General features: G+C 68.7%; 24 protein-coding genes and 1 pseudogene. 17 read left to right on the top strand and 8 right to left on the bottom strand.

Translation table 11 applies throughout. The features are described from left to right. Nucleotides 1-5: 5 nt before the first annotated feature. A complete protein-coding gene (locus tag ACLBYE_RS12760) occupies nt 6-809 on the bottom strand; it encodes an ABC transporter substrate-binding protein (RefSeq protein ID WP_447694475.1) in 804 nt (267 codons plus the stop codon). Nucleotides 810-1,584: 775 nt separating this feature from the next. On the opposite strand from ACLBYE_RS12760, the gene rpsL reads away from it, so the two are divergent. From rpsL to recA, 16 genes are all read left to right on the top strand, one after another. Further along, nucleotides 1,585-1,956, top strand: a complete 372-nt coding sequence (rpsL, locus tag ACLBYE_RS12755) for a 30S ribosomal protein S12 (protein WP_007557568.1) — start codon at nt 1,585-1,587, stop codon at nt 1,954-1,956. 128 nt (nt 1,957-2,084) lie between these two features. Continuing rightward, entirely contained in the window at nt 2,085-2,555 is a 471-nt protein-coding gene (gene rpsG, locus ACLBYE_RS12750; RefSeq protein WP_012319183.1) for a 30S ribosomal protein S7, read from the top strand. 30 nt (nt 2,556-2,585) lie between these two features. Next, on the top strand, nt 2,586-4,661 hold the full coding sequence (fusA, locus tag ACLBYE_RS12745; protein ID WP_020096272.1) for an elongation factor G: 2,076 nt from the start codon (nt 2,586-2,588) through the stop codon (nt 4,659-4,661). 44 nt (nt 4,662-4,705) lie between these two features. Further along, nucleotides 4,706-5,896 carry an elongation factor Tu gene (gene tuf, locus ACLBYE_RS12740; protein WP_020093754.1) on the top strand — a complete coding sequence of 397 codons (1,191 nt, stop codon included), beginning with the start codon at nt 4,706-4,708 and terminating at the stop codon, nt 5,894-5,896. Nucleotides 5,897-5,976: 80 nt separating this feature from the next. Continuing rightward, nucleotides 5,977-6,285, top strand: coding sequence for a 30S ribosomal protein S10 (gene rpsJ / locus ACLBYE_RS12735; RefSeq protein WP_007569268.1), 309 nt, complete (start codon nt 5,977-5,979; stop codon nt 6,283-6,285). A 51-nt stretch (nt 6,286-6,336) separates the two neighbouring features. Further along, entirely contained in the window at nt 6,337-7,062 is a 726-nt protein-coding gene (gene rplC / locus ACLBYE_RS12730) for a 50S ribosomal protein L3 (protein WP_020094259.1), read from the top strand. Further along, nucleotides 7,062-7,682, top strand: a complete 621-nt coding sequence (gene rplD / locus ACLBYE_RS12725) for a 50S ribosomal protein L4 (protein WP_020094258.1) — start codon at nt 7,062-7,064, stop codon at nt 7,680-7,682. Before rplC ends, rplD begins: the two co-directional genes overlap by 1 nt. Next, nucleotides 7,679-7,975 (top strand): 50S ribosomal protein L23, encoded by a 297-nt coding sequence (locus ACLBYE_RS12720; RefSeq protein ID WP_020094257.1) that lies wholly within the window; start codon nt 7,679-7,681, stop codon nt 7,973-7,975. The genes rplD and ACLBYE_RS12720 overlap by 4 nt, the downstream gene beginning before the upstream one ends. 25 nt (nt 7,976-8,000) lie before the next feature. After that, complete coding sequence (gene rplB / locus ACLBYE_RS12715; RefSeq protein ID WP_020094256.1) at nt 8,001-8,837, top strand: 50S ribosomal protein L2; 837 nt, start codon at nt 8,001-8,003, stop codon at nt 8,835-8,837. Between the two features lie 5 nt (nt 8,838-8,842). Further along, nucleotides 8,843-9,121 (top strand): 30S ribosomal protein S19, encoded by a 279-nt coding sequence (gene rpsS / locus ACLBYE_RS12710; RefSeq protein ID WP_012319190.1) that lies wholly within the window; start codon nt 8,843-8,845, stop codon nt 9,119-9,121. Nucleotide 9,122: 1 nt separating this feature from the next. Continuing rightward, complete coding sequence (rplV, locus tag ACLBYE_RS12705) at nt 9,123-9,509, top strand: 50S ribosomal protein L22 (protein ID WP_012319191.1); 387 nt, start codon at nt 9,123-9,125, stop codon at nt 9,507-9,509. Nucleotides 9,510-9,519: 10 nt separating this feature from the next. Next, a complete protein-coding gene (gene rpsC, locus ACLBYE_RS12700) occupies nt 9,520-10,266 on the top strand; it encodes a 30S ribosomal protein S3 (RefSeq protein WP_012319192.1) in 747 nt (248 codons plus the stop codon). 11 nt (nt 10,267-10,277) lie between these two features. Continuing rightward, nucleotides 10,278-10,691 (top strand): 50S ribosomal protein L16, encoded by a 414-nt coding sequence (rplP, locus tag ACLBYE_RS12695; RefSeq protein ID WP_012319193.1) that lies wholly within the window; start codon nt 10,278-10,280, stop codon nt 10,689-10,691. Between the two features lie 12 nt (nt 10,692-10,703). After that, entirely contained in the window at nt 10,704-10,919 is a 216-nt protein-coding gene (gene rpmC, locus ACLBYE_RS12690) for a 50S ribosomal protein L29 (RefSeq protein WP_020094255.1), read from the top strand. 21 nt (nt 10,920-10,940) lie between these two features. Then, complete coding sequence (rpsQ, locus tag ACLBYE_RS12685) at nt 10,941-11,204, top strand: 30S ribosomal protein S17 (protein WP_020094254.1); 264 nt, start codon at nt 10,941-10,943, stop codon at nt 11,202-11,204. A gap of 516 nt (nt 11,205-11,720) precedes the next feature. Then, nucleotides 11,721-12,782: a recombinase RecA gene (recA, locus tag ACLBYE_RS12680; RefSeq protein ID WP_373866322.1), complete on the top strand. Its 1,062-nt coding sequence runs from the start codon at nt 11,721-11,723 to the stop codon at nt 12,780-12,782. 123 nt (nt 12,783-12,905) lie between these two features. On the opposite strand, the gene ACLBYE_RS12675 is transcribed toward recA, so the two are convergent. The 7 genes from ACLBYE_RS12675 to flgB form a co-directional block, all read right to left on the bottom strand. Then, on the bottom strand, nt 12,906-15,701 hold the full coding sequence (locus ACLBYE_RS12675; RefSeq protein ID WP_447694474.1) for an ATP-binding protein: 2,796 nt from the start codon (nt 15,699-15,701) through the stop codon (nt 12,906-12,908). 187 nt (nt 15,702-15,888) lie between these two features. After that, nucleotides 15,889-16,956, bottom strand: coding sequence for a flagellar biosynthesis protein FlhB (flhB, locus tag ACLBYE_RS12670; protein WP_020094251.1), 1,068 nt, complete (start codon nt 16,954-16,956; stop codon nt 15,889-15,891). 53 nt (nt 16,957-17,009) lie between these two features. Continuing rightward, on the bottom strand, nt 17,010-17,771 hold the full coding sequence (fliR, locus tag ACLBYE_RS12665) for a flagellar biosynthetic protein FliR (RefSeq protein ID WP_042675345.1): 762 nt from the start codon (nt 17,769-17,771) through the stop codon (nt 17,010-17,012). 51 nt (nt 17,772-17,822) lie between these two features. After that, nucleotides 17,823-18,089 carry a flagellar biosynthesis protein FliQ gene (fliQ, locus tag ACLBYE_RS12660; protein ID WP_012319200.1) on the bottom strand — a complete coding sequence of 89 codons (267 nt, stop codon included), beginning with the start codon at nt 18,087-18,089 and terminating at the stop codon, nt 17,823-17,825. Between the two features lie 48 nt (nt 18,090-18,137). Continuing rightward, on the bottom strand, nt 18,138-18,452 hold the full coding sequence (gene fliE, locus ACLBYE_RS12655) for a flagellar hook-basal body complex protein FliE (RefSeq protein WP_012319201.1): 315 nt from the start codon (nt 18,450-18,452) through the stop codon (nt 18,138-18,140). Nucleotides 18,453-18,496: 44 nt separating this feature from the next. Then, on the bottom strand, nt 18,497-18,904 hold the full coding sequence (flgC, locus tag ACLBYE_RS12650) for a flagellar basal body rod protein FlgC (protein WP_020094248.1): 408 nt from the start codon (nt 18,902-18,904) through the stop codon (nt 18,497-18,499). Between the two features lie 65 nt (nt 18,905-18,969). Continuing rightward, nucleotides 18,970-19,371: a flagellar basal body rod protein FlgB gene (flgB, locus tag ACLBYE_RS12645; RefSeq protein WP_447694473.1), complete on the bottom strand. Its 402-nt coding sequence runs from the start codon at nt 19,369-19,371 to the stop codon at nt 18,970-18,972. Nucleotides 19,372-19,702: 331 nt separating this feature from the next. Between flgB and ACLBYE_RS12640 the strand changes: the two are divergent. After that, nucleotides 19,703-20,385, top strand: a pseudogene (locus ACLBYE_RS12640) (hypothetical protein); the annotation flags it as partial.

Raw genomic sequence — 20,385 nt, 5'->3', positions numbered from 1 at the left:
CCCGGTCAGGGACGGTCCCCGATCCGAAACAGGCGCGGCAGCGGCTGCTCGGTCGCGGGCCCGAACCAGCGGTCGTAGATCGCCGCCGCCCTGCCGCTCGTCTCCAGGCCGCGCAGGGTCTCGTTCACGCGGTCCCGGAGGCGCGCCTCACCCTTCGGGATGCCGACGCCGATATAGTCATTGGAGATGCTGAAGGCGGGGATCTCGTAGTTCTGCCGGTCCGGCACCTTCGCGAGCAGCCCGACCAGCTTCGGGCCGTCCTGCGTGATCGCCTGGACATTGCCGTTGCGCAGGGCCGTGAACGCGAAGGGCGTGTCGTCGAAGGCGACCACGACCGCTTTCGGGAAGTCGCGGCGCAGGACGATCTCGTTGGTGGTGCCCTTGTCGGCGCCGATTCGAAGCCCGTTCAGCTGCTCCGGCGACGACAGGGTGCCCTTCTTGGCCAGGAACTGCTGGCCGGAGGCGAAGTACGGGATGCTGAAATCGAGCTGCTTCGCCCGCTCCTCCGTGATGGTGAAATTCGCCAGAACCAGATCGACCTTGCCCGAGGTCAGCAGCGGGATCCGATTCGCCGGGTTGGTGGGCCGGATCTCCAGCTTGACGCCGAGCGCGTCGGCGATGGCCTGCGCGTAGTCGACGTCGAGCCCGGCGATCCGTTTCGTCGCGGGATCGACGAAGCCGAACGGTGGGTTGCTGTCGAAGGCGGCGACCCGGAGAATGCCGGCCTGTGTGATGTCGTCCAGACGGTCGGCCGTTGCGGGGCCGACCGACAGGAGGGTCGCGAGAACGAGGGCGAAGAGGCGGCGCACGCGTGACTCCATCGGATGGTTCGGGGCCGGTACAGGCTGGGTGATGATCGGATATCGCGAATATCGCAGTATGAATTGCGTCTGACTGCCAAATTTTAGGTTAAAATCGATCTGAGTTTCGCTATTTATGCAAAGCCTGAAGATAGCGGCCGAATTTATCTCGACCGCCAGCCGATTTTCATCTTCGGAGAACACGAAAATCAACGGAGAAAGATTCCATTTTTTCGTCGCGGGTGCGCACAGTTCGGCGAAAGATCTGGCGGTTGCGGGGCAGATTCTCCTGCTCCGCTTGGGCAGGGCCCGAGGCTACGCAGTCGTTCGGCCGCGACCCGCCCAGCCGGCCCGAGCCTTCGTTGACGGGACGAGGCACCGTGCGCGATAGCGGTCTCTCGCCTCCACCGCCGCGAAGGCTCGCCGATCGCGGGCGCCGTGCGCGCCCTTGACCGATCCTTAACCTCCGCCGCGGTGCAGTTTTCTGCCGTGACCGCATTGACCTGCGGGGCAACCGCGTCTAGAAGCGCGCCACTTCGGACGGCCATCGGCTGCCGACGGCCCTTGGGCACAACCCCGGAAGCCGCCGCCATCGCCCCGAGCGCTCCGAGGGTTCAAATCGCCTGACGCTGTAAGTCAGATCCGTAGGTACGAGCGCGTTCGTTTCGGGCGTGCTCCTCTGCCCACACCGCGCCGAGGGTCCGTGACAGGCCCTCCGGCGCATATTCGTTTTGCGGACTGCCCTGCGCAGTCCGGACTAGGTGACCGAGGAAGAGGGCACAGGATGCCGACGATCAACCAGCTGATCGCCCAGCCGCGGAAGATCCAGCGGAGCCGCAACAAGGTTCCGGCGCTCGACGCTTGCCCGCAGAAGCGCGGCGTCTGCACCCGCGTTTACACGACGACCCCGAAGAAGCCGAACTCGGCGCTCCGGAAGGTCGCCAAGGTGCGCCTCACCAACGGTTTCGAGGTGATCGGCTACATCCCGGGCGAGGGTCACAACCTTCAGGAGCACTCCGTGGTGATGATCCGCGGCGGCCGCGTGAAGGATCTTCCGGGCGTGCGCTACCACATCCTGCGCGGCGTGCTCGACACGCAGGGCGTGAAGAACCGCAAGCAGCGCCGGTCGAAGTACGGCGCCAAGCGTCCGAAGTAAGTCGGACGCCCGGATATTTCCCGGGCGCCGGTCCGCGTTTCCACGGCCTCGCAAGGATGTCGCCGGCCTCAGGGCTGAGGCGGCCTGCGCGGGGCGCTTAAGATCTTTTCGTTCGAGAGTCTCAGAAGATGTCCCGTCGTCACTCTGCCGAGAAGCGTGAGATCATTCCGGACCCGAAGTACGGGGACGTGGTGCTGACGAAGTTCATGAACTCCATCATGTACGAGGGCAAGAAGTCGACCGCCGAGCGGATCGTCTACGGTGCCTTCGACATCGTCGAGAACCGCGCCCGCGCCAACCCGATCGAGGTGTTCCGCGCCGCGCTCGACAACGTCGCCCCGATGATCGAGGTCCGCTCCCGCCGCGTCGGCGGCGCGACCTACCAGGTCCCCGTCGAGGTTCGCACCGAGCGCCGCCAGGCCCTCGCGATCCGCTGGCTGATCCAGGCCGCGCGCTCGCGCAACGACCGCACCATGGTCGAGCGCCTCTCGGCCGAGCTGCTCGACGCCGCGAACAACCGCGGCAACGCCGTCAAGAAGCGCGAAGACACGCACCGGATGGCGGAAGCCAACCGCGCCTTCTCGCACTACCGCTGGTAAGCGGTTCCGCCGTCTCTCAGGAGCAATTCGATGCCCCGCACGCACGCGATCGAGGACTACCGCAACTTCGGCATCATGGCCCACATCGATGCCGGCAAGACCACGACGACCGAGCGGATCCTCTATTACACCGGAAAGTCCCACAAGATCGGCGAGGTCCATGAGGGCGCCGCCACCATGGACTGGATGGCGCAGGAGCAGGAGCGTGGCATCACGATCACCTCGGCTGCGACGACCTGCTTCTGGCGCGACAAGCGCCTGAACATCATCGACACCCCCGGCCACGTCGACTTCACCATCGAGGTGGAGCGCTCGCTCCGCGTGCTCGACGGCGCCGTGTGCGTGCTCGACGGCAACCAGGGCGTCGAGCCGCAGACCGAGACCGTGTGGCGTCAGGCCGACAAGTACGACGTGCCGCGCGTCGTGTTCGTCAACAAGATGGACAAGATCGGCGCCGACTTCTTCAAGTGCGTCGCCGACATCATCGACCGCGTCGCCGGCAAGCCGGTCTGCCTTCAGCTGCCGATCGGGGCCGAATCGAGCTTCCAGGGCGTGATCGACCTCATCAAGATGAAGGCGATCGTCTGGTCGGGTGAGGCGCTCGGCGCCAACTTCGACGAGACCGAGATCCCGGCCGACCTCAAGGACCAGGCCGTCGAGTACCGCACCAAGCTGGTCGAGGCCTGCGTCGAGCTCGACGACGACGCCATGGCCGCCTACCTCGACGGCAACGAGCCGGACGAGGCCACCATGCGCGTCCTGGTGCGCAAGGCCGTCCAGCTGCGCGCCTTCCACCCGGTGCTCTGCGGCTCGGCGTTCAAGAACAAGGGCGTGCAGCCGCTCCTCGACGCCGTCGTGGACTACCTGCCCTCCCCGGCCGATCGCGGCGAGATCAAGGGCATCGACTTCAAGACCGAGGAAGAGACCGTCCGTCACCCGTCGGATGCGGATCCCTTCTCCATGCTCGCCTTCAAGATCATGGACGATCCCCACGTCGGCACGATCACCTTCTGCCGCGTGTACTCGGGCAAGGTCGAGACCGGCGCCAACGTGCTGAACTCGTCGCGCGACAAGAAGGAGCGCGTCGGCCGCATGCTCCTGATGCACGCCAACAACCGTGAGGACATCAAGGAGGCCTTCGCGGGCGACATCGTCGCACTGGCCGGCCTCAAGGACACCCGCACGGGCGACACCCTCTGCGACCCGCAGAAGGCCGTGATCCTCGAGAAGATGGAGTTCCCCGAGCCCGTCATCGAGATCGCCGTCGAGCCGAAGTCGAAGGCCGATCAGGAGAAGCTCGGCATCGCGCTCTCGAAGCTCGCCGCCGAGGACCCGTCCTTCCGCGTCTCCACCGACCAGGAATCCGGCCAGACCATCCTCAAGGGGATGGGCGAGCTCCACCTGGACATCAAGGTCGACATCCTGCGCCGCACCTACAAGGTCGACGCGAATATCGGCCAGCCGCAGGTCGCCTACCGCGAGAAGCTGACCCGCCGGCAGGAGATCGACTACACGCACAAGAAGCAGACCGGCGGTACCGGTCAGTTCGCCCGCGTGAAGTTCGTCGTCGAGCCGAACGAGCCGGGCGCCGGCTTCTCGTTCGAGTCGAAGATCGTCGGCGGCGCGGTGCCCAAGGAGTACATCCCGGGCGTCGAGAAGGGCCTCAACTCGGTCCTCGGCGCGGGCGTCCTCGCCGGCTTCCCGGTGGTCGACGTCAAGGTCGAGCTGGTCGACGGTGCCTACCACGACGTCGACTCCTCGGCGCTCGCCTTCGAGATCGCCTCCCGCGCCGCCTTCCGCGAGGCGCTGCAGAAGGGCGGCTCGGTCCTGCTCGAGCCGGTGATGAAGGTCGAGGTCGTCTCGCCGGAAGAGTACACCGGCTCGGTCATCGGCGACCTGAACGCCCGCCGCGGCCAGATCCAGGGTCAGGACATGCGCGGCAACGCCAACGTCATCAACGCGATGGTGCCGCTGGCCAACATGTTCGGCTACGTGAACCAGCTGCGCTCCTTCTCGCAGGGCCGCGCCAACTTCACGATGCAGTTCGATCACTATGAAGAGGTGCCGCGCGGCGAAGCCGACAAGGTCATCGCCAAGTACGCCTAAGCATCTCTTCTTCCGCAACGCGAATTCGAATCTAGGAGGCTCTGATGGGCAAGGAAAAGTTCTCCCGCACCAAGCCGCACTGCAACATTGGCACGATCGGCCACGTCGATCACGGCAAGACGTCTCTGACGGCGGCGATCACGAAGGTCCTGGCCGAGACGGGCGGGGCGACGTTCACGGCCTACGACCAGATCGACAAGGCGCCTGAGGAGAAGGCGCGCGGGATCACGATCTCGACGGCGCACGTTGAGTACGAGACGCAGAACCGCCACTACGCGCACGTGGACTGCCCCGGCCACGCCGACTACGTGAAGAACATGATCACGGGCGCGGCGCAGATGGACGGCGCGATCCTGGTGGTGTCGGCGGCCGACGGCCCGATGCCGCAGACCCGCGAGCACATCCTGCTGGCCCGCCAGGTCGGCGTCCCGGCGCTGGTGGTGTTCCTCAACAAGGTCGACATGGTCGACGACGAGGAGCTGCTGGAGCTGGTCGAGCTGGAGGTGCGCGAGCTGCTGTCGAAGTACGACTTCCCGGGCGACGACATCCCGATCACCAAGGGCTCGGCGCTGATGGCGCTCGAGGACAAGGAGCCGAAGATCGGCAAGGAGGCGGTCCTGGCGCTGATGGCGACCGTGGACAGCTACATCCCGCAGCCGGAGCGTCCGATCGACATGCCGTTCCTGATGCCGATCGAGGACGTGTTCTCGATCTCGGGCCGCGGCACGGTGGTGACGGGTCGTGTTGAGCGCGGCATCGTGAAGGTGGGCGAGGAAGTCGAGATCGTCGGCATCCGGGCGACCACCAAGACGACGGTGACGGGCGTGGAGATGTTCCGCAAGCTGCTCGACCAGGGGCAGGCGGGCGACAACGTCGGCGTGCTGCTGCGCGGCACGAAGCGCGAGGACGTGGAGCGCGGCCAGGTCGTGTGCAAGCCGGGTTCGGTGAAGCCGCACTCGAAGTTCAAGGCCGAGGCGTACATCCTGACCAAGGAGGAGGGCGGCCGCCACACGCCGTTCTTCACCAACTACCGGCCGCAGTTCTACTTCCGGACCACGGACGTGACCGGGATCTGCACGCTGCCGGAGGGCACCGAGATGGTGATGCCGGGCGACAACGTGACCATGGACGTGGCGCTGATCGTGCCGGTGGCCATGGAGGAGAAGCTGCGCTTCGCCATCCGCGAGGGCGGCCGCACCGTCGGCGCCGGCGTCGTCGCCGCCATCAACGACTGAGCTCGAGCAAGCATCCTTAGCAGGGCGCGGCGGGGTGAAGGCCCCGCGTACCCCGCCGTCCCTCTCAAGGTTCCAGGATCATGAACGGTCAGAACATCCGCATTCGCCTCAAGGCGTTCGATCACCGCATCCTCGATGCGTCGACCAAGGAGATCGTCTCCACGGCCAAGCGTACGGGCGCGACCATCCGCGGCCCGATCCCGCTCCCGACGCACATCGCCAAGTTCACCGTGAACCGCTCGCCCCACATCGACAAGAAGTCGCGCGAGCAGTTCGAGATGCGCACGCACAAGCGGGTGCTCGATATCGTCGATCCGACGCCTCAGACCGTGGACGCGCTGATGAAGCTCGACCTCGCCGCCGGCGTGGACGTGGAGATCAAGCTCTGAGTCCGCTGAGGACTTAGAGCTTACCGTTTCATCGCGCGAGGGAGAGAACCTATGCGCTCAGGCGTCATCGCACAGAAGGTCGGCATGACCCGCGTCTTCACGGACGCGGGGGAGCATGTCCCCGTCACCGTGCTCAAGATCGATCAGTGCCAGGTGGTTGCCCACCGCACCGTCGAGAAGAACGGCTACGTCGCGCTGCAGGTCGGCGTCGGCAAGGCCAAGGTCAAGAACGTCTCGGCCGCCGAGCGGGGCCGCTTCGCGGTCGCCAAGGTGGAGCCGAAGAAGAAGCTCGCCGAATTCCGCGTGTCCGAGGACGCGCTGATCCCGGTCGGCGCCGAGATCACCGCGGACCACTTCATCCCCGGCCAGTTCGTGGATGTCACCGGCACCACGACCGGTAAGGGCTTCGCCGGCGGTATCAAGCGCTGGAACTTCGGCGGCCTGCGCGCCACGCACGGCGTGTCGATCTCGCACCGCTCGATCGGTTCGACCGGCGGCCGTCAGGACCCGGGCAAGACCTTCAAGAACAAGAAGATGCCGGGTCACCTCGGCGTCGAGCGGGTCACCACCCAGAACCTGCGCGTCGTGCGCACCGATCCCGAGCGCGGCCTGATTCTGGTCGAGGGCGCGGTGCCGGGCGTCGCCGGCGGCTGGATCCAGATCCGCGACGCGGTGAAGCGCAAGCTCCCCGCCGACGTTCCGCTGCCGGGCAAGTTCCGCGAGAACGGCGCCTCCGCCCCGGCGACCGAGGCCCCTGCGGCTGAGGAGACCGCGTGATGAAGCTCGATATCAAGACCCTCGACGGTGCCGGTGCCGGCTCGGTCGAGCTGAACGAAGAGATCTTCGGCCTGGAGCCGCGCGCCGACCTCCTGCAGCGCATGGTCCGCTGGCAGCTCGCCAAGCGGCGCGCCGGCACCCACGCCGTGCAGAACCGCTCGGACGTGAACCGGACTCGCAAGAAGCTCTACAAGCAGAAGGGCACCGGTAACGCCCGCCACGGCGCGGCCTCGGCGCCGCAGTTCCGCGGCGGCGGGCGCGCCTTCGGCCCGGTGCCGCGCGACCACAGCCACGACCTGCCCAAGAAGGTCCGCGCGCTGGCCCTGCGCCACGCCCTGTCGGCCAAGGCCAAGGCCTCGACCCTGATCGTCGTCGACGACATCAAGATCGAGGACCACAAGACCAAGGGTCTCATCGAGCGCTTCGGCAAGATGGGCCTCTCGAACGCGCTGATCATCGGCGGTGCCGAGGTCGACGTGAATTTCGGCCGGGCCGCCCGCGCCATCCCGCAGATCGACGTGCTGCCCGTGCAGGGCATCAACGTCTACGACATCCTGCGCCGCGACACGCTCGTCCTGACGAAGGCTGCCGTCGACGCGCTGGAGGAGCGTTTCAAATGAGTGCCGATCCGCGCCACTACGACATCGTCGTCTCCCCGGTCATCACCGAGAAGGCGACCAACCTGACCGAGCAGAACAAGGTCGTCTTCCGCGTCGCCCCCAAGGCGACGAAGCCTCAGATCAAGGAGGCCGTCGAGAAGCTGTTCGACGTGAAGGTCACGGCCGTGAACACCCTTGTCACCAAGGGTAAGAAGAAGATTTTCCGCGGCCTCCGCGGACAGCGCTCCGACGTGAAGAAGGCGATCGTGACCCTGGCCGAGGGCCACTCGATCGACGTCACGACCGGGCTCTGAGGACGGGATTTAGGGATCCAAGCCGATGGCCTTGAAGACATTCAAACCGGTCACGCCGAGCCTGCGCCAGCTCGTGCTCGTCGACCGCCGTGAGCTCTACAAGGGCAAGCCGGTGAAGGCGCTGACGGAGGGCAAGTCGTCCTCCGGCGGCCGCAACAATCTCGGCCGCATCACCGTCCGCTTCCGCGGCGGCGGCCACAAGCGCGTGCTGCGCAACGTCGACTTCAAGCGTCGCGAGCAGCTCGGCGTCGCCGCCACGGTGGAGCGGATCGAGTACGATCCGAACCGCACGGCGTTCATCGCGCTGATCAACTTCCCCGACGGGAAGCAGAGCTACATCCTGGCCCCGCAGCGCCTGCAGCCGGGCGACAAGGTGGTGGCCGGCGAGAGCGTCGACATCAAGCCGGGCAATGCGGCTCCGGTCGGCTCGATGCCGGTGGGCACGATCGTCCACAATGTCGAGCTGAAGATCGGCAAGGGCGGCGCGATCGCCCGCTCGGCCGGCAACTACGCGCAGATCGTCGGCCGCGACCAGGGCTACGTGACGCTCCGCCTGAACTCGGGCGAGCAGCGCCTGGTCCACGGTCAGTGCTTCGCCAGCGTCGGCGCGGTCTCGAACCCGGACCACATGAACATCTCGCTCGGCAAGGCCGGGCGCAACCGGTGGCTCGGCAAGCGCCCGCACAACCGCGGTGTGGCGATGAACCCGGTCGACCATCCGCACGGCGGCGGCGAGGGTCGTACCTCGGGCGGCCGCAACCCGGTCACGCCCTGGGGCGTGCCCACCAAGGGGAAGAAGACCCGGTCCAACAAGCGGACCGACGTGTTCATCCTGTCCAGCCGCCACAACCGCAAGAAGTAATCGCTATGGCACGCTCTCTCTGGAAGGGGCCGTTCGTCGACGGCTACCTCTTCAAGAAGGCCGAGGCGGCGCGGGGCTCCTCGCGCTCCGAGGTCATCAAGATCTGGAGCCGCCGCTCCACGATCCTCCCGCAGTTCGTCGGGCTCACCTTCGGTGTGCACAACGGGCAGAAGCACATCCCGGTCTACGTCACCGAGGAGATGGTCGGGCACAAGTTCGGCGAGTTCTCGCCGACCCGCACCTTCCCGGGCCACGCGGCCGACAAGAAGGCGAAGAGGCGCTGAGATGGGCAAGCAAGCCACCCCCCGCGCGCTCCCCGAGAACGAGGCGAAGGCCGTCGCGCGCATGCTGCGCGTCAGCCCGCAGAAGCTCAACCTCGTGGCGCAGATGATCCGCGGCAAGAAGGTCGACACGGCGCTCGCCGAGCTCCAGTTCTCGCGCAAGCGGATCTCGACCGAGGTCAAGAAGTGCCTCGAGAGCGCCATCGCCAACGCCGAGAACAACCACGACCTGGACGTCGACGACCTCGTCGTCTCCCAGGCCTTCGTGGGCAAGGCGCTGGTTCTCAAGCGTTTCCACGCCCGCGCCCGCGGCCGCGGCGCGCGCATCCTGAAGCCCTTCTCGAACCTCACCATCGTGGTTCGCGAAGTCCGCCAAGCCGAAGCGGCTTGAGGAGGATCTGATGGGTCAGAAAGTCAACCCGATCGGTCTCCGGCTCGGCATCAACCGGACCTGGGATTCCCGCTGGTTCGCCAACAAGGGCGACTACGCGAAGCTCATGCACGAGGACGTCGCGATCCGCGCCGCCCTCATGAAGCAGCTCAAGCAGGCGGCGGTCTCCAAGATCGTCATCGAGCGCCCGCACCGGAAGTGCCGGGTCACCATCCACTCGGGTCGTCCGGGCGTGGTGATCGGCAAGAAGGGCGCGGACATCGAGAAGCTGCGCAAGCTCGTCGGCACGATGACGAAGGCCGACGTGACCATCAACATCGTCGAGGTGCGCAAGCCCGAGATCGACGCCACCCTAGTGGCCGACTCGATCGCCCAGCAGCTCGAGCGCCGCGTCGCCTTCCGGCGCGCCATGAAGCGGGCCGTGCAGTCGGCCATGCGTCTGGGCGCCGAGGGCATCCGGATCAACTGCTCGGGCCGCCTCGGCGGCGCCGAGATCGCCCGCCAGGAATGGTACCGCGAGGGCCGCGTCCCGCTGCACACGCTGCGCGCCGACGTCGACTACGGCACCGCCACGGCGTTCACGACCTACGGGACCTGCGGCATCAAGGTGTGGGTGTTCAAGGGCGAGATCCTCGAGCACGACCCGATGGCCCAGGACAAGAAGGCCCAGGAAGAGGGCGGCCGCTCCGGCGGACGCCGTGAGCGCGATGGCGAGGGCGGCCGCGAGCGCGGACGCCGCGAGCGCGAGCACGCGTAAGGTAGGAAGCCATGCTGCAACCGAAAAAGACCCGCTTCCGCAAGCAGTTCAAGGGCCGCATCCACGGTGCGGCCAAGGGCGGCTTCGAGCTGAACTTCGGCCAGTTCGGCCTGAAGGCGGTGGAGCCCGAGCGCGTCACCGCCCGCCAGATCGAGGCGGCCCGCCGCGCGATCACCCGCGAGATGAAGCGCCAGGGCCGCGTGTGGATCCGGGTGTTCCCGGACGTCCCGGTCTCGTCGAAGCCGACCGAGGTCCGCATGGGCTCCGGTAAGGGCGCCCCGGATTACTGGGCGGCCCGGGTCCATCCCGGCCGGATCATGTTCGAGGTCGACGGCGTTGCCGAGAACATCGCCAAGGAGGCGCTCCGCCTCGGCGCCGCGAAGCTCCCGATCCGCACGCGGGTCGTCCAGCGCATCGCCGACTGAACGGAGGATATCGTGAAGTCGACCCAGAGACTGTCTGATCTGAAGGCGCTGTCGCCGGATCAGCTGAATGACGAGCTGATCAACCTCAAGAAGGAGCAGTTCAACCTGCGCTTCCAGGGGGCCACCGGCCAGCTCGAGAACGTCGCCCGCGTCCGCGAGGTCCGTCGCGACATCGCCCGTGTCCGGACTCTGCAGCGTTCCAAGACGCTGCAGCAGGCCAAGGGCTGAGGCGGGTTTTAGGAGACAACCATGCCGAAGCGCATCCTGCAGGGCACCGTCGTCAGCGACAAGGGTGAGAAGACCATCGTGGTGAAGGTGGAGCGCCGCTTCACCCACCCGGTGATGAAGAAGACCGTGCGGCGGTCGAAGAACTACCACGCGCACGACGAGGGCAACGTCGCCAAGGTCGGGCAGACGGTGTTCATCGAGGAGTGCCGTCCGTTCTCCAAGACCAAGACCTGGAAGCTGGTCGAGGGCGAGGCTGCCCAGGCCGAGGCCGGCGAGGCCGCCTGATCCCGGGATCCCGGCGGCTGCGGTCTCCGCGTCCGCCAGATTTCGCCCCGCGGCGTCGCGGGATGGAGCCTCCTCTGGGGTGATCATCCCGGGGATGGCCGGCGACCGGTACGACGAACGCCCGGACGCAATTCGACTCGCGAGAGCCGGATTCGTGCCGGGCGTCGTCGTTTTCGGCCGCCTTTCCGGCGATCGGATCTCCGTCGCCGGCGGGCCGAGCCCGCAGCGGGACCGCGGGAGGCGTCGCCATTGCGGCGGGTCATCGTCCCGTCCGGCGCGTTGTGTGGGCGTTCGTTCGTGTCCTCACGGCCGATTACCGGACTGGATTGCTGTCGCGGGGCTTCCGGGTATCGAGCGGGGATTTCGTGACCTGTGCGCAGCAAAACGGCGTTCCGGCCTTGCTGAAAGAGAACAAAACAGGTACATAGAGGCGGTGGCGACGCGCGTTGTGAACTGCGTCCAACCCCTTCATAAGGAGCCCGCCAGATGGCCCAGCCCGCATTGAAAGTGGTCGACATGCCCCCGGTGGACAAGGACAAGTCCAAGGCGATCGACGCCGCCCTGTCTCAGATCGAGCGCGCCTTCGGCAAGGGCTCGATCATGCGGCTCGGCAAGAGCGACAAGGTCCAGGAGGTCGAGACCGTCTCGACCGGCTCGCTGGGCCTCGACATCGCTCTCGGCGTCGGCGGCCTGCCGCGCGGCCGGGTGATCGAGATCTACGGTCCCGAATCGTCCGGCAAGACGACGCTGGCGCTCCACACGATCGCGGAGGCCCAGAAGAAGGGCGGCGTCTGCGCCTTCGTGGATGCCGAGCACGCCCTCGACCCGGTCTACGCCCGCAAGCTCGGCGTGAACCTCGACGACCTGCTGATCTCCCAGCCCGACACGGGTGAGCAGGCGCTTGAGATCACCGACACGCTGGTGCGCTCGGGCGCCATCGACGTGCTGGTGGTCGATTCGGTGGCCGCGCTGACCCCGCGGGCCGAGATCGAGGGCGAGATGGGTGAGAGCCAGCCCGGCCTCCAGGCCCGCCTGATGAGCCAGGCCCTGCGCAAGCTGACCGGCTCGATCTCGCGCTCGAACTGCATGGTCATCTTCATCAACCAGATCCGGATGAAGATCGGCGTCATGTATGGCAGCCCCGAGACGACCACGGGCGGCAACGCCCTCAAGTTCTACGCCTCGGTGCGCCTCGACATCCGCCGCATCTCGACGCTCAAGGACCGCGACGAGGCGATCGGCAACCAGGTCCGCGTCAAGGTGGTGAAGAACAAGGTCGCGCCGCCCTTCAAGCAGGTCGAGTTCGACATCATGTTCGGCGAGGGCGTGTCGAAGGTCGGCGAGCTGATCGATCTCGGCGTGAAGGCCGGGATCGTCGAGAAGTCGGGCGCCTGGTTCTCGTACAACAGCCAGCGCCTCGGCCAGGGCCGCGAGAACTCGAAGGGCTTCCTGCGCGACAACCCGAAGATCGCGGCCGAGATCGAGGGTTCGATCCGGCAGAATTCCGGTCTGGTCGCCGAGAAGATCCTGGAGAACGCCGCGCCGACGGCGGACGATCTCGACGAGGGCGAGGCCTAGGCCGCGCCGCCGCGGGCCGGCGACGGCGCGCGTCGGACCGAGCGACGTTCGAAGATGCGCGGCCCCGGAGTCTCTCCGGGGCCGCTTGTCGTTGAGCAACGGTGACCGGACGCGGCGGGCCGGTCAGTCCGCCATCGTCTTCTTCACGGTCTCGACGAGCTGCTTCAGGCTGAAGGGCTTGGGCAGGAAGTTGAAGGTCTCGCCCTCGGGCAGGTTCTTGCGGAACGCGTCCTCGGCGTAGCCGGACACGAAGATCACCTTCAGGTCGGGCTGATGCTTGCGCACCTCCCGCAGGAGCGTCGGGCCGTCCATCTCGGGCATGACCACGTCGGAGACGACGAGGTCGATGGTCTGCGCGCCCTCGCGGACGATCGCCAGCGCCTCGAGGCCCGAGGCCGCCTCCAGGACCGTGTAGCCGCGGGCCGAGAGCGCCCGGCTGTTGACCGCCCGCACCGGGTCCTCGTCCTCGACGAGCAGGATGGTCCCCTGCCCCGTATGGTCGGCGGCGGGCTTGCGCGGCGCCGGCTTGTCGACCTTGGCGGGCGGCGTCTCCCCCTTCGGCACAACGGCGTCGCCGCCCGCGGCCGGTGCGGTGGCCGGCTTGGCGTCCGATCCGGAATCGGGATGGGCGGCGGTGGAAGCCGGCGCGAGCGGCTCCGCGCGCGGCAGGGCCGGCTCGGCGGCCGCGGCCGGCACCTCCTCGGGCTCCGCCACCGGCACGTGACGCGGCAGGTAGATGCGGAAGGCGGTGCCCTCCCCGACCTTCGACTGCACGTCGATGGTGCCGCCGGACTGCTTGACGATGCCGAACACCGTCGAGAGCCCGAGGCCGGTGCCCTTGCCGATCTCCTTGGTGGTGAAGAACGGCTCGAAGATCTTCTCCATCAGCTCGGGCGGGATGCCCTGGCCGGTGTCGCGCACCTCGATCAGGACGTGGTCGCCCGCCGGCGCCCCGCCGCGCCCCTCCGCGCCGGCGGCCGCCCCCGGGTCGGAGACATTCTCGGTGCGGATCATCAGCTTGCCGCCCTCCGGCATGGCGTCGCGGGCGTTGACCGCGAGATTGACGATCACCTGCTCGAACTGGTTGACGTCGGCCTTCACGGGCCAGACCTCGCGGCCGTGCTTCAGCTCCAGCGCGACGCGCTCGCCGAGCAGCCGCTTGAGGAGGAGGGTCAGCTCGGAGAGCGCCTCCCCGACATTCATCACCTCCGGACGCAGCGTCTGCCGCCGGGAGAACGCCAGGAGCTGGCGGACGAGGCCCGCCGCCCGGTTGGCGTTCTGCTTGATCTGCATGATGTCCTGGAAGGCCGGGTCGGTCGGCCGGTGGCTCGCGAGCAGCAGGTCCGAGTAGCCGATGATCGCCTGCAGGACGTTGTTGAAGTCGTGCGCGATGCCGCCGGCGAGCTGGCCGACCGCGTTCATCTTCTGGGCCTGGGCGACCTGCTGCTCCAGCTGCCGCTGCGCCGTCGTGTCGAGGGCGTAGAGGATCACCCGCTCGGCCTCGTCGGTCTGCTGGCCGGGATCGCCGCCGTCGGCCGGGCTGAGCCAGACCCGGGCCGAGCGGCCGCCGGGCCCGTTCAGCTGGACCTCGATCGGCTCCGGATCGGTCCGCCCGCTCGCGGCGCGGGCGAGCCCGGCCTCCAGGGCGGTCCGGTCGGCGACCGAGTCGGCGACGTTGGGCTCGACCCGCGGGACGCCGTCCCCGTCCGGGGCGCCGTCGTCGGCCTGCCGCGGGACCGTGCCGAACAGGCGCGTGAACGAGGCGTTGGCGCGGGCGATCCGGCCGCCGCTGTCGAGGGTCGCGATGGCGATCGGCGAGTTGTTGAGGAAGCGGGCCAGCCGGACCTCGGCGGCGCGCTGCGGCTCGTCGGTCTCGGCCCCGGCGGAGCGGTTGATCACGAAGGTCCGCGACGAGCCGGGCTTGCCGTCCTTGCCGAAGGCGACCCGGTGGTAGAGCCGAACCGGCAGGGTGTGGCCGTTGCGGCGGCGCAGATCGAGGTCGAAGCGGTCGGTGCGGACCTCGCCCGGCAGGCCGGCCGTGCGCACCAGCACGTCCGCCTCCGGGGCGATCTCGGTGAGGTGCGGGCCGCCGGGGCCGACGCTGGCGAGGTCGTAGCCGAGCCAGGCCGCCAGGGTCGCGTTCATGTAGACGATGGCGCCCGCCGGATCGATCGACAGGAAGCCCGCCGGGGCGTGGTCGAGGTAGTCGATGGCGTGCTGGAGTTCCTGGAAGACGTTCTCCTGCCGCTCCCGCTCGGCGGTGATGTCGGCCACCGTCCAGAGGGAGGCCGCCCGGCGCGGGCGCGCGAGGGGCCGCACCGAGACCCGGTACCAGCCGAAGCCGCGCTCGCCGGCCGTGGGCCCGAGGGGCGGCGACATCCGCACCTCCTCGGTGTGGGCCCGGGCGTCGCGCGAGGCCTGAGACAGGCGGTAGACCGCCTCGGAGACTTCCGGCGAGCCGACGAGGATGCGCTCCACCGGCACGAGGTTCGAGAAGGTGTCGCCGCTGGCGATCCGCAGATAGGCCTCGTTGGCGTAGATCAGCCGGCCGCCGTCCTCGACGACCAGCTGGCCGTCCGGCGAGGCGTCGACGATCCCCTTGGTGATGTCGTCCCGGGCGGCGCTGCCGCTGAGCTGGAGCGCCCCGATGGCGAGGGCGAACAGGAAGAACACGCCCGCCATGGCCAGCAGCGCCAGCAGCCAGACGATCAGCGACTGGGCCTGCTCGTTGGCCACGAAGGACAGGCCGATGGCCGCGCCGACCAGCAGGCCGGCGAGCACGAGGAGCAGGCCGACCCGGCCCGGCTGCTCCGAGCGGTCGATCGAGCCCGTTCCCAGGAGGGACGAGGCCTGCGCGACCGGGGGACCCGAATTCTGCGGGCCCGCGGCGGGCGCCGGAGGTCCAGTGACGTCGGCCATCGGCTTCATTCCAGAACAGTCACCCGGTTAGTCCGCCGGCCATATCAGGACATGCGGGGCGCGGCATCAGTCTCGTCGCGCCAAGCCTTGACACAGCCTCGCGAAAAAAGGTGGAGGAAGCGTGGCTTTCGCCCGCTCGCCCGCTCGCCCGTTCGGCGAGATGGCGCGGCGCGCGGATCGCGTGGGGCTACGCCGCCCGTCTCCGCAGGCGCAGCACGAACCCGATGACCTCCGCCACCGCGCGGTAGTGCTCGGCCGGGATCTCCCGGTCGATCTCCACGGTGGCGTGGAGCGCCCGGGCGAGCGGCGGGTTCTCGATCACCGCGACGCCGTGCTCGGCCGCCACCGCGCGGATGCGCAGGGCGAGCGCGTCGACGCCCTTTGCGACGCAGACCGGCGCGGCCATGCCGGTCTCGTAGCGCAGCGCCACCGCGTAGTGGGTCGGGTTCGTCACCACGACGGTGGCGGTGGGGACCGCGGCCATCATGCGCTTCTTCACCCGGGCCATCCGGAGCTGCTTCAGGCGCCCCTTCACCTCGGGATTGCCCTCCGACTCCTTCATCTCCTGCTTGAGCTCTTCCTTCGACATCCGGTGGCGCTTGCGCCAGCGGAACCGCGCGTAGAGCGCGTCGCCGAGGGTGATCGCGAGGTGCATGCACAGCATGCCGGCGAGCAGCTTCAGGCTGAGGGACAGGATCGCCGGCATGGAGGCGGCGGGGTCCAACTGGGCGAACACTTCCAGCCGGTCGCGGTCGTTCCACAGCATCACCGCGCCGACCACGCCCACGGCGGCGATCTTCGCCAGCCCCTTGCCGAACTGGAACAGGGCCTCGACGCCGAGGAGGCGCTTCACGCCCGCCATCGGCGAGAGGCGCGAGAATTTCGGCATCAGCGTCTCGGCGGAGAAGACCAGCGGGTGCTGCAGGAGCCCCGCGGCCAGCCCGGCCACGACCGCCAGCCCGACCGGCACCGCCACCGCCTGGAGCCACAGCCACAGGCCGCGCGTCATGGCCGCCTTCATGGCCGTGGCGTCGTCCGGCAGGGTATGGGCGTTGGCGAGGTAGGCCTTGAGCCCGTGCAGCAGGTTCGTGGCGATGGTCGGGGCCGCGACCAGCAGTGCCAGGGTGAACGCGGCCAGTATCGCGAAGGTGTTGATCTCGGTGCTGGTCGCGACGTCGCCGCGCTCGATCGCCTGATCGAGCCGTCGTTGGGACGGCTCCTCGGTCTTGTCCTCGTCGTCGGTATCGTCGGCCATCGCGCGTCGGGCTCAGAGCGTGGGCATCGTCGGGGTATGGGCGATCCGGCCGCTCAGCGGCCGACGTAATCCCCGAGATACCGGCCCAGGTCGTCCAGGAAGACGCCCATCATGACGCCGAGGCAGCCCATCAGCAGCAGCATGCCGATCAGCACCGAGGCCGGGACCGCCAGGAAGAACACCTGCATCTGGGGCATCAGCCGCGACAGCACACCGAGCCCCAGGTTGAACAGGATCCCGAAGGCGATGAACGGTCCGGCGATCTGCACCGCCAGGGTGAAGCCCCGAGCGAGCGCCTTCGTGGCCAGCATCAGCGCGTCCGAGAAGGACGGCACGCCGTCGGGGGGCAGCACCACGTAGCTGCGGGCCACGCCCTCGATGGCGAGATGGTGCAGGTCCGCGGCGAAGATCAGCGTGATCCCGAGCAGCGACAGGAAGTTGCCGATCGCCACCTGCTGGCCGCCCTGGCTCGGATCCACCGTCATCGCGTAGGACAGCCCGACCTGCGCCGAGATGATCACCCCGGCGGTCTGAAGGGCGGCGAGGATCATCCGCACCGTGAGGCCGAGCACCAGCCCGATGATCGTCTCGCCGAACAGGAGCCCGATCAGCCGCGGGCCGGCCACGCCCTCCGTGCCGCCGAGCAGCGGGCGCACGGTCGGGAACAGCACCAGGGACGTGAGCAGCGCGAAGGCGAGGCGCAGGCGCGGCGACACCGTCTGCTCGCCGATCCCCGGCATCAGCATGATCAGCGTGCCGATGCGCGCGAAGGTGATCAGGTAGGCCGAGGCGATGCCGGGCAGGAGCAGGTTCATCGCGGCCCCTATGGCACGCGCCGGCCGCGCCTGTCCCGGCCGGCGCGCGCATCAGCCGCCGGCCGCGATGCGGGCGGCGATGCGGGTCATGTAGCCGGCCATGGCGTCGCCCATGAAGGGCAGCATCAGCAGCAGCGCGGCGAACACCGCCACGACCTTGGGCACGTAGATCAGCGTCTGCTCCTGGATCTGCGTCAGGGCCTGGACCAGGGAGACGGCGAGGCCGACCGCGAGCGCGACCAGCATCAGGGGCCCGGCCACCTTGAGGAACACGAAGATGCCGTCGCGGGCGATGTCGAGGATGGCGAGGCCGGTCATGGGGGTGCGCTCAGTGCGGGAGGAGCGGGCGGGGAAACGGTCGGCCGGTCAGATCTGCATCCGCATGATCTCCTCGTAGGCGGAGATCATGCGGTCGCGCACCGCCACCATGGTCTGCAGGGCGGTCTCGCTCTCGGCGACCGCGGTGACCACGTCCACGACGTTGGCCTTGCCGGCGGCCGCGGAGACGGCCTGGGAATCGGCCCGACGGCCGGCATCGCCGACGCTGTCCAGGGTCTGCCCGAGCATCTGCATGAAGTCGGTGCCGGTGCCGGTCGTCGGCTGCACCCGGGGGGCGGGCCGGCCGCCGGCGAGGCCCTGGACGGCCGCGTAGGCACCCGCCGCGAAGTTGCTCGAAGCCATCGCCATGCGTCCTTGCTATGCGGTCCTGCCGCGGGCTTCGGGGGTCACTTCAGGATGCCGAGGGTCTGCGCCAGCATCTTGCGGGTGGCGCTGATCATGTTGAGGTTCGCCTCGTAGGAGCGCTGGGCCTCCCGCAGGTCCATGTTCTCGATCAGCGCGTTGACGTTGGGCATCTGCACCACGCCCTGGGCGTCGGCCGCGGGGTTGCCGGGCTCGTACTTGGTCCGGAAGGCCGACGGGTCGCGCCTGACGCGCCCCGCCTCGACGAGCTTGGCACCGGTCTCGTCGTCGAGGTGGCTGGTAAAGGTCGGGATCTTGCGGCGGTAGGGCTGCGCCCCGGCGGAGGCCGGCGCGGAATCGGCGTTGGCGATGTTCTCGGCGATGATGCGCATCCGGCCCGACTGGGCCTTGAGGCCCGCGGCCGCCACCGCCAGCGACTTCGTGAATTCCATGGCTCAGGACCCTCCCGCTGCCGCGACCCCGCGGCCGTCGGCGCTCCACATTCGGCCGTCGCGCGTCAGCTCTTGCCGATCGCGATCTTCAGGGTGGTCAGGCTGTGCTGGTACAGCGAGGCGGCGAGCTGGTAGTCCGCCTGGTTCTCGCCGGCCTTCATCATCTCGTCCTCGAGGTTGACGCCGTTGCCGCTGGGCCGGACCTCGAAGCCCTTGGCGCGCTTGGAATCGGCGCCGACCGCCTGGCCGGGCGGTGCCATGTGGCCCGCGCTCGTGAGCGTCAGGCCGGAGCCGCTGGTGGCGAGGGCGCCGGTCGCCCGGTCGAAGCGCGGCTCCACGAGGTCGCGGGGCTTGAACCCCGGCATGTCGGCGTTGGCGACGTTCTCGGCGATCACGCCCTGGCGCGCCTGCGCCCATTGCATCCGCGTGCGCAGCATGCTCAGCACGGGCAGATCGGTGAGGGCCATGGTCGCCTCCGGGATGGCGTGGCCGCGCCGGGACGAGCGGGCTCGGCAAAATCTGCCGCCTGCATGGTTAACGGCGCGTTAAGCCCGATCTCAGGGTCGGCCGGTGCCCGCGTCAGCTCGCGCCGCGGGGGAGTGAGCCCCCGGTTCGGCCGGGCCGCCGGCGCAGTCCCGACCTATTGTCTTGCGCGCGCTCAATTAAAAGGTCTGTTAACGAACTCTTAACGTCGTTTGCCTTGCCGCCCCTCCGGCGTGGTATGGATCAAGTCCGTGCCGGCGCGCACCCGCGGCGGTCGGAACGTGCGAGTGCGTAATCTTGCGATGGCTGCAATCCGTGTTCGGCTCTGACGGCTCCCCCATCGTCCAGTATATCGTGATCTTCGCCGTCATCTTCACGGCGCTCGCGGCGATCGTGTTCACGGTGCGCCGGCTCACCGGCCGGAGCCTCGCCCTGCCGGGGCGGTCCGGGAGCCGCGGGCGCCAGCCGCGCCTCGGGATCGTCGACGTGTACGAGCTCGACCGGGCCCGGCAGCTCATCCTGCTGCGCCGGGACAATGTCGAGCACCTGCTCCTCGTGGGCGGCCCCAACGACGTCGTGGTCGAGCGCAACATCCAGCGCGGCCAGCGGCCCCTGCCGGAGGCGGCGATCCGGCCGGAGCTGGCGCCGGAGCCGCTGGACGAGCCGCTCCCGGACCCCCTCGTCCAGGGCGGCCGCCTGCCCGAGCCGCCCCGCGGTCTGCCGGAATCCGGCGGCCGGCGCGCCGAACCGCTGTTCGATCCGGGCTTCGCGATGCCGGTGGTGGTCCCGTCGCCGGTGCCGCGCTCGGCCTCCGCTCCGCCCGTGACGCTGCCCCTCGATCCCGGGCTGTTCGGCGGCGACGAGCCCGGCCAAGACGTCACCGCACCTCTGAGTGCCGCGCCGCCTCAGCCGCCTGCGCCTCAACCCCCGGCGCCGCCCGCGCCCGAGCCGGTGGTGCCGCCGCCGATGGTGCCGCCGCCCCTCGCGCCGCCGGCGGG

The sequence above is a fragment of the Methylobacterium sp. A52T genome, assembly GCF_053346095.1.
The sequence above is the reverse complement of the archived record's forward strand: the minus strand, read 5'-3'. Positions and strand labels throughout refer to the sequence as shown.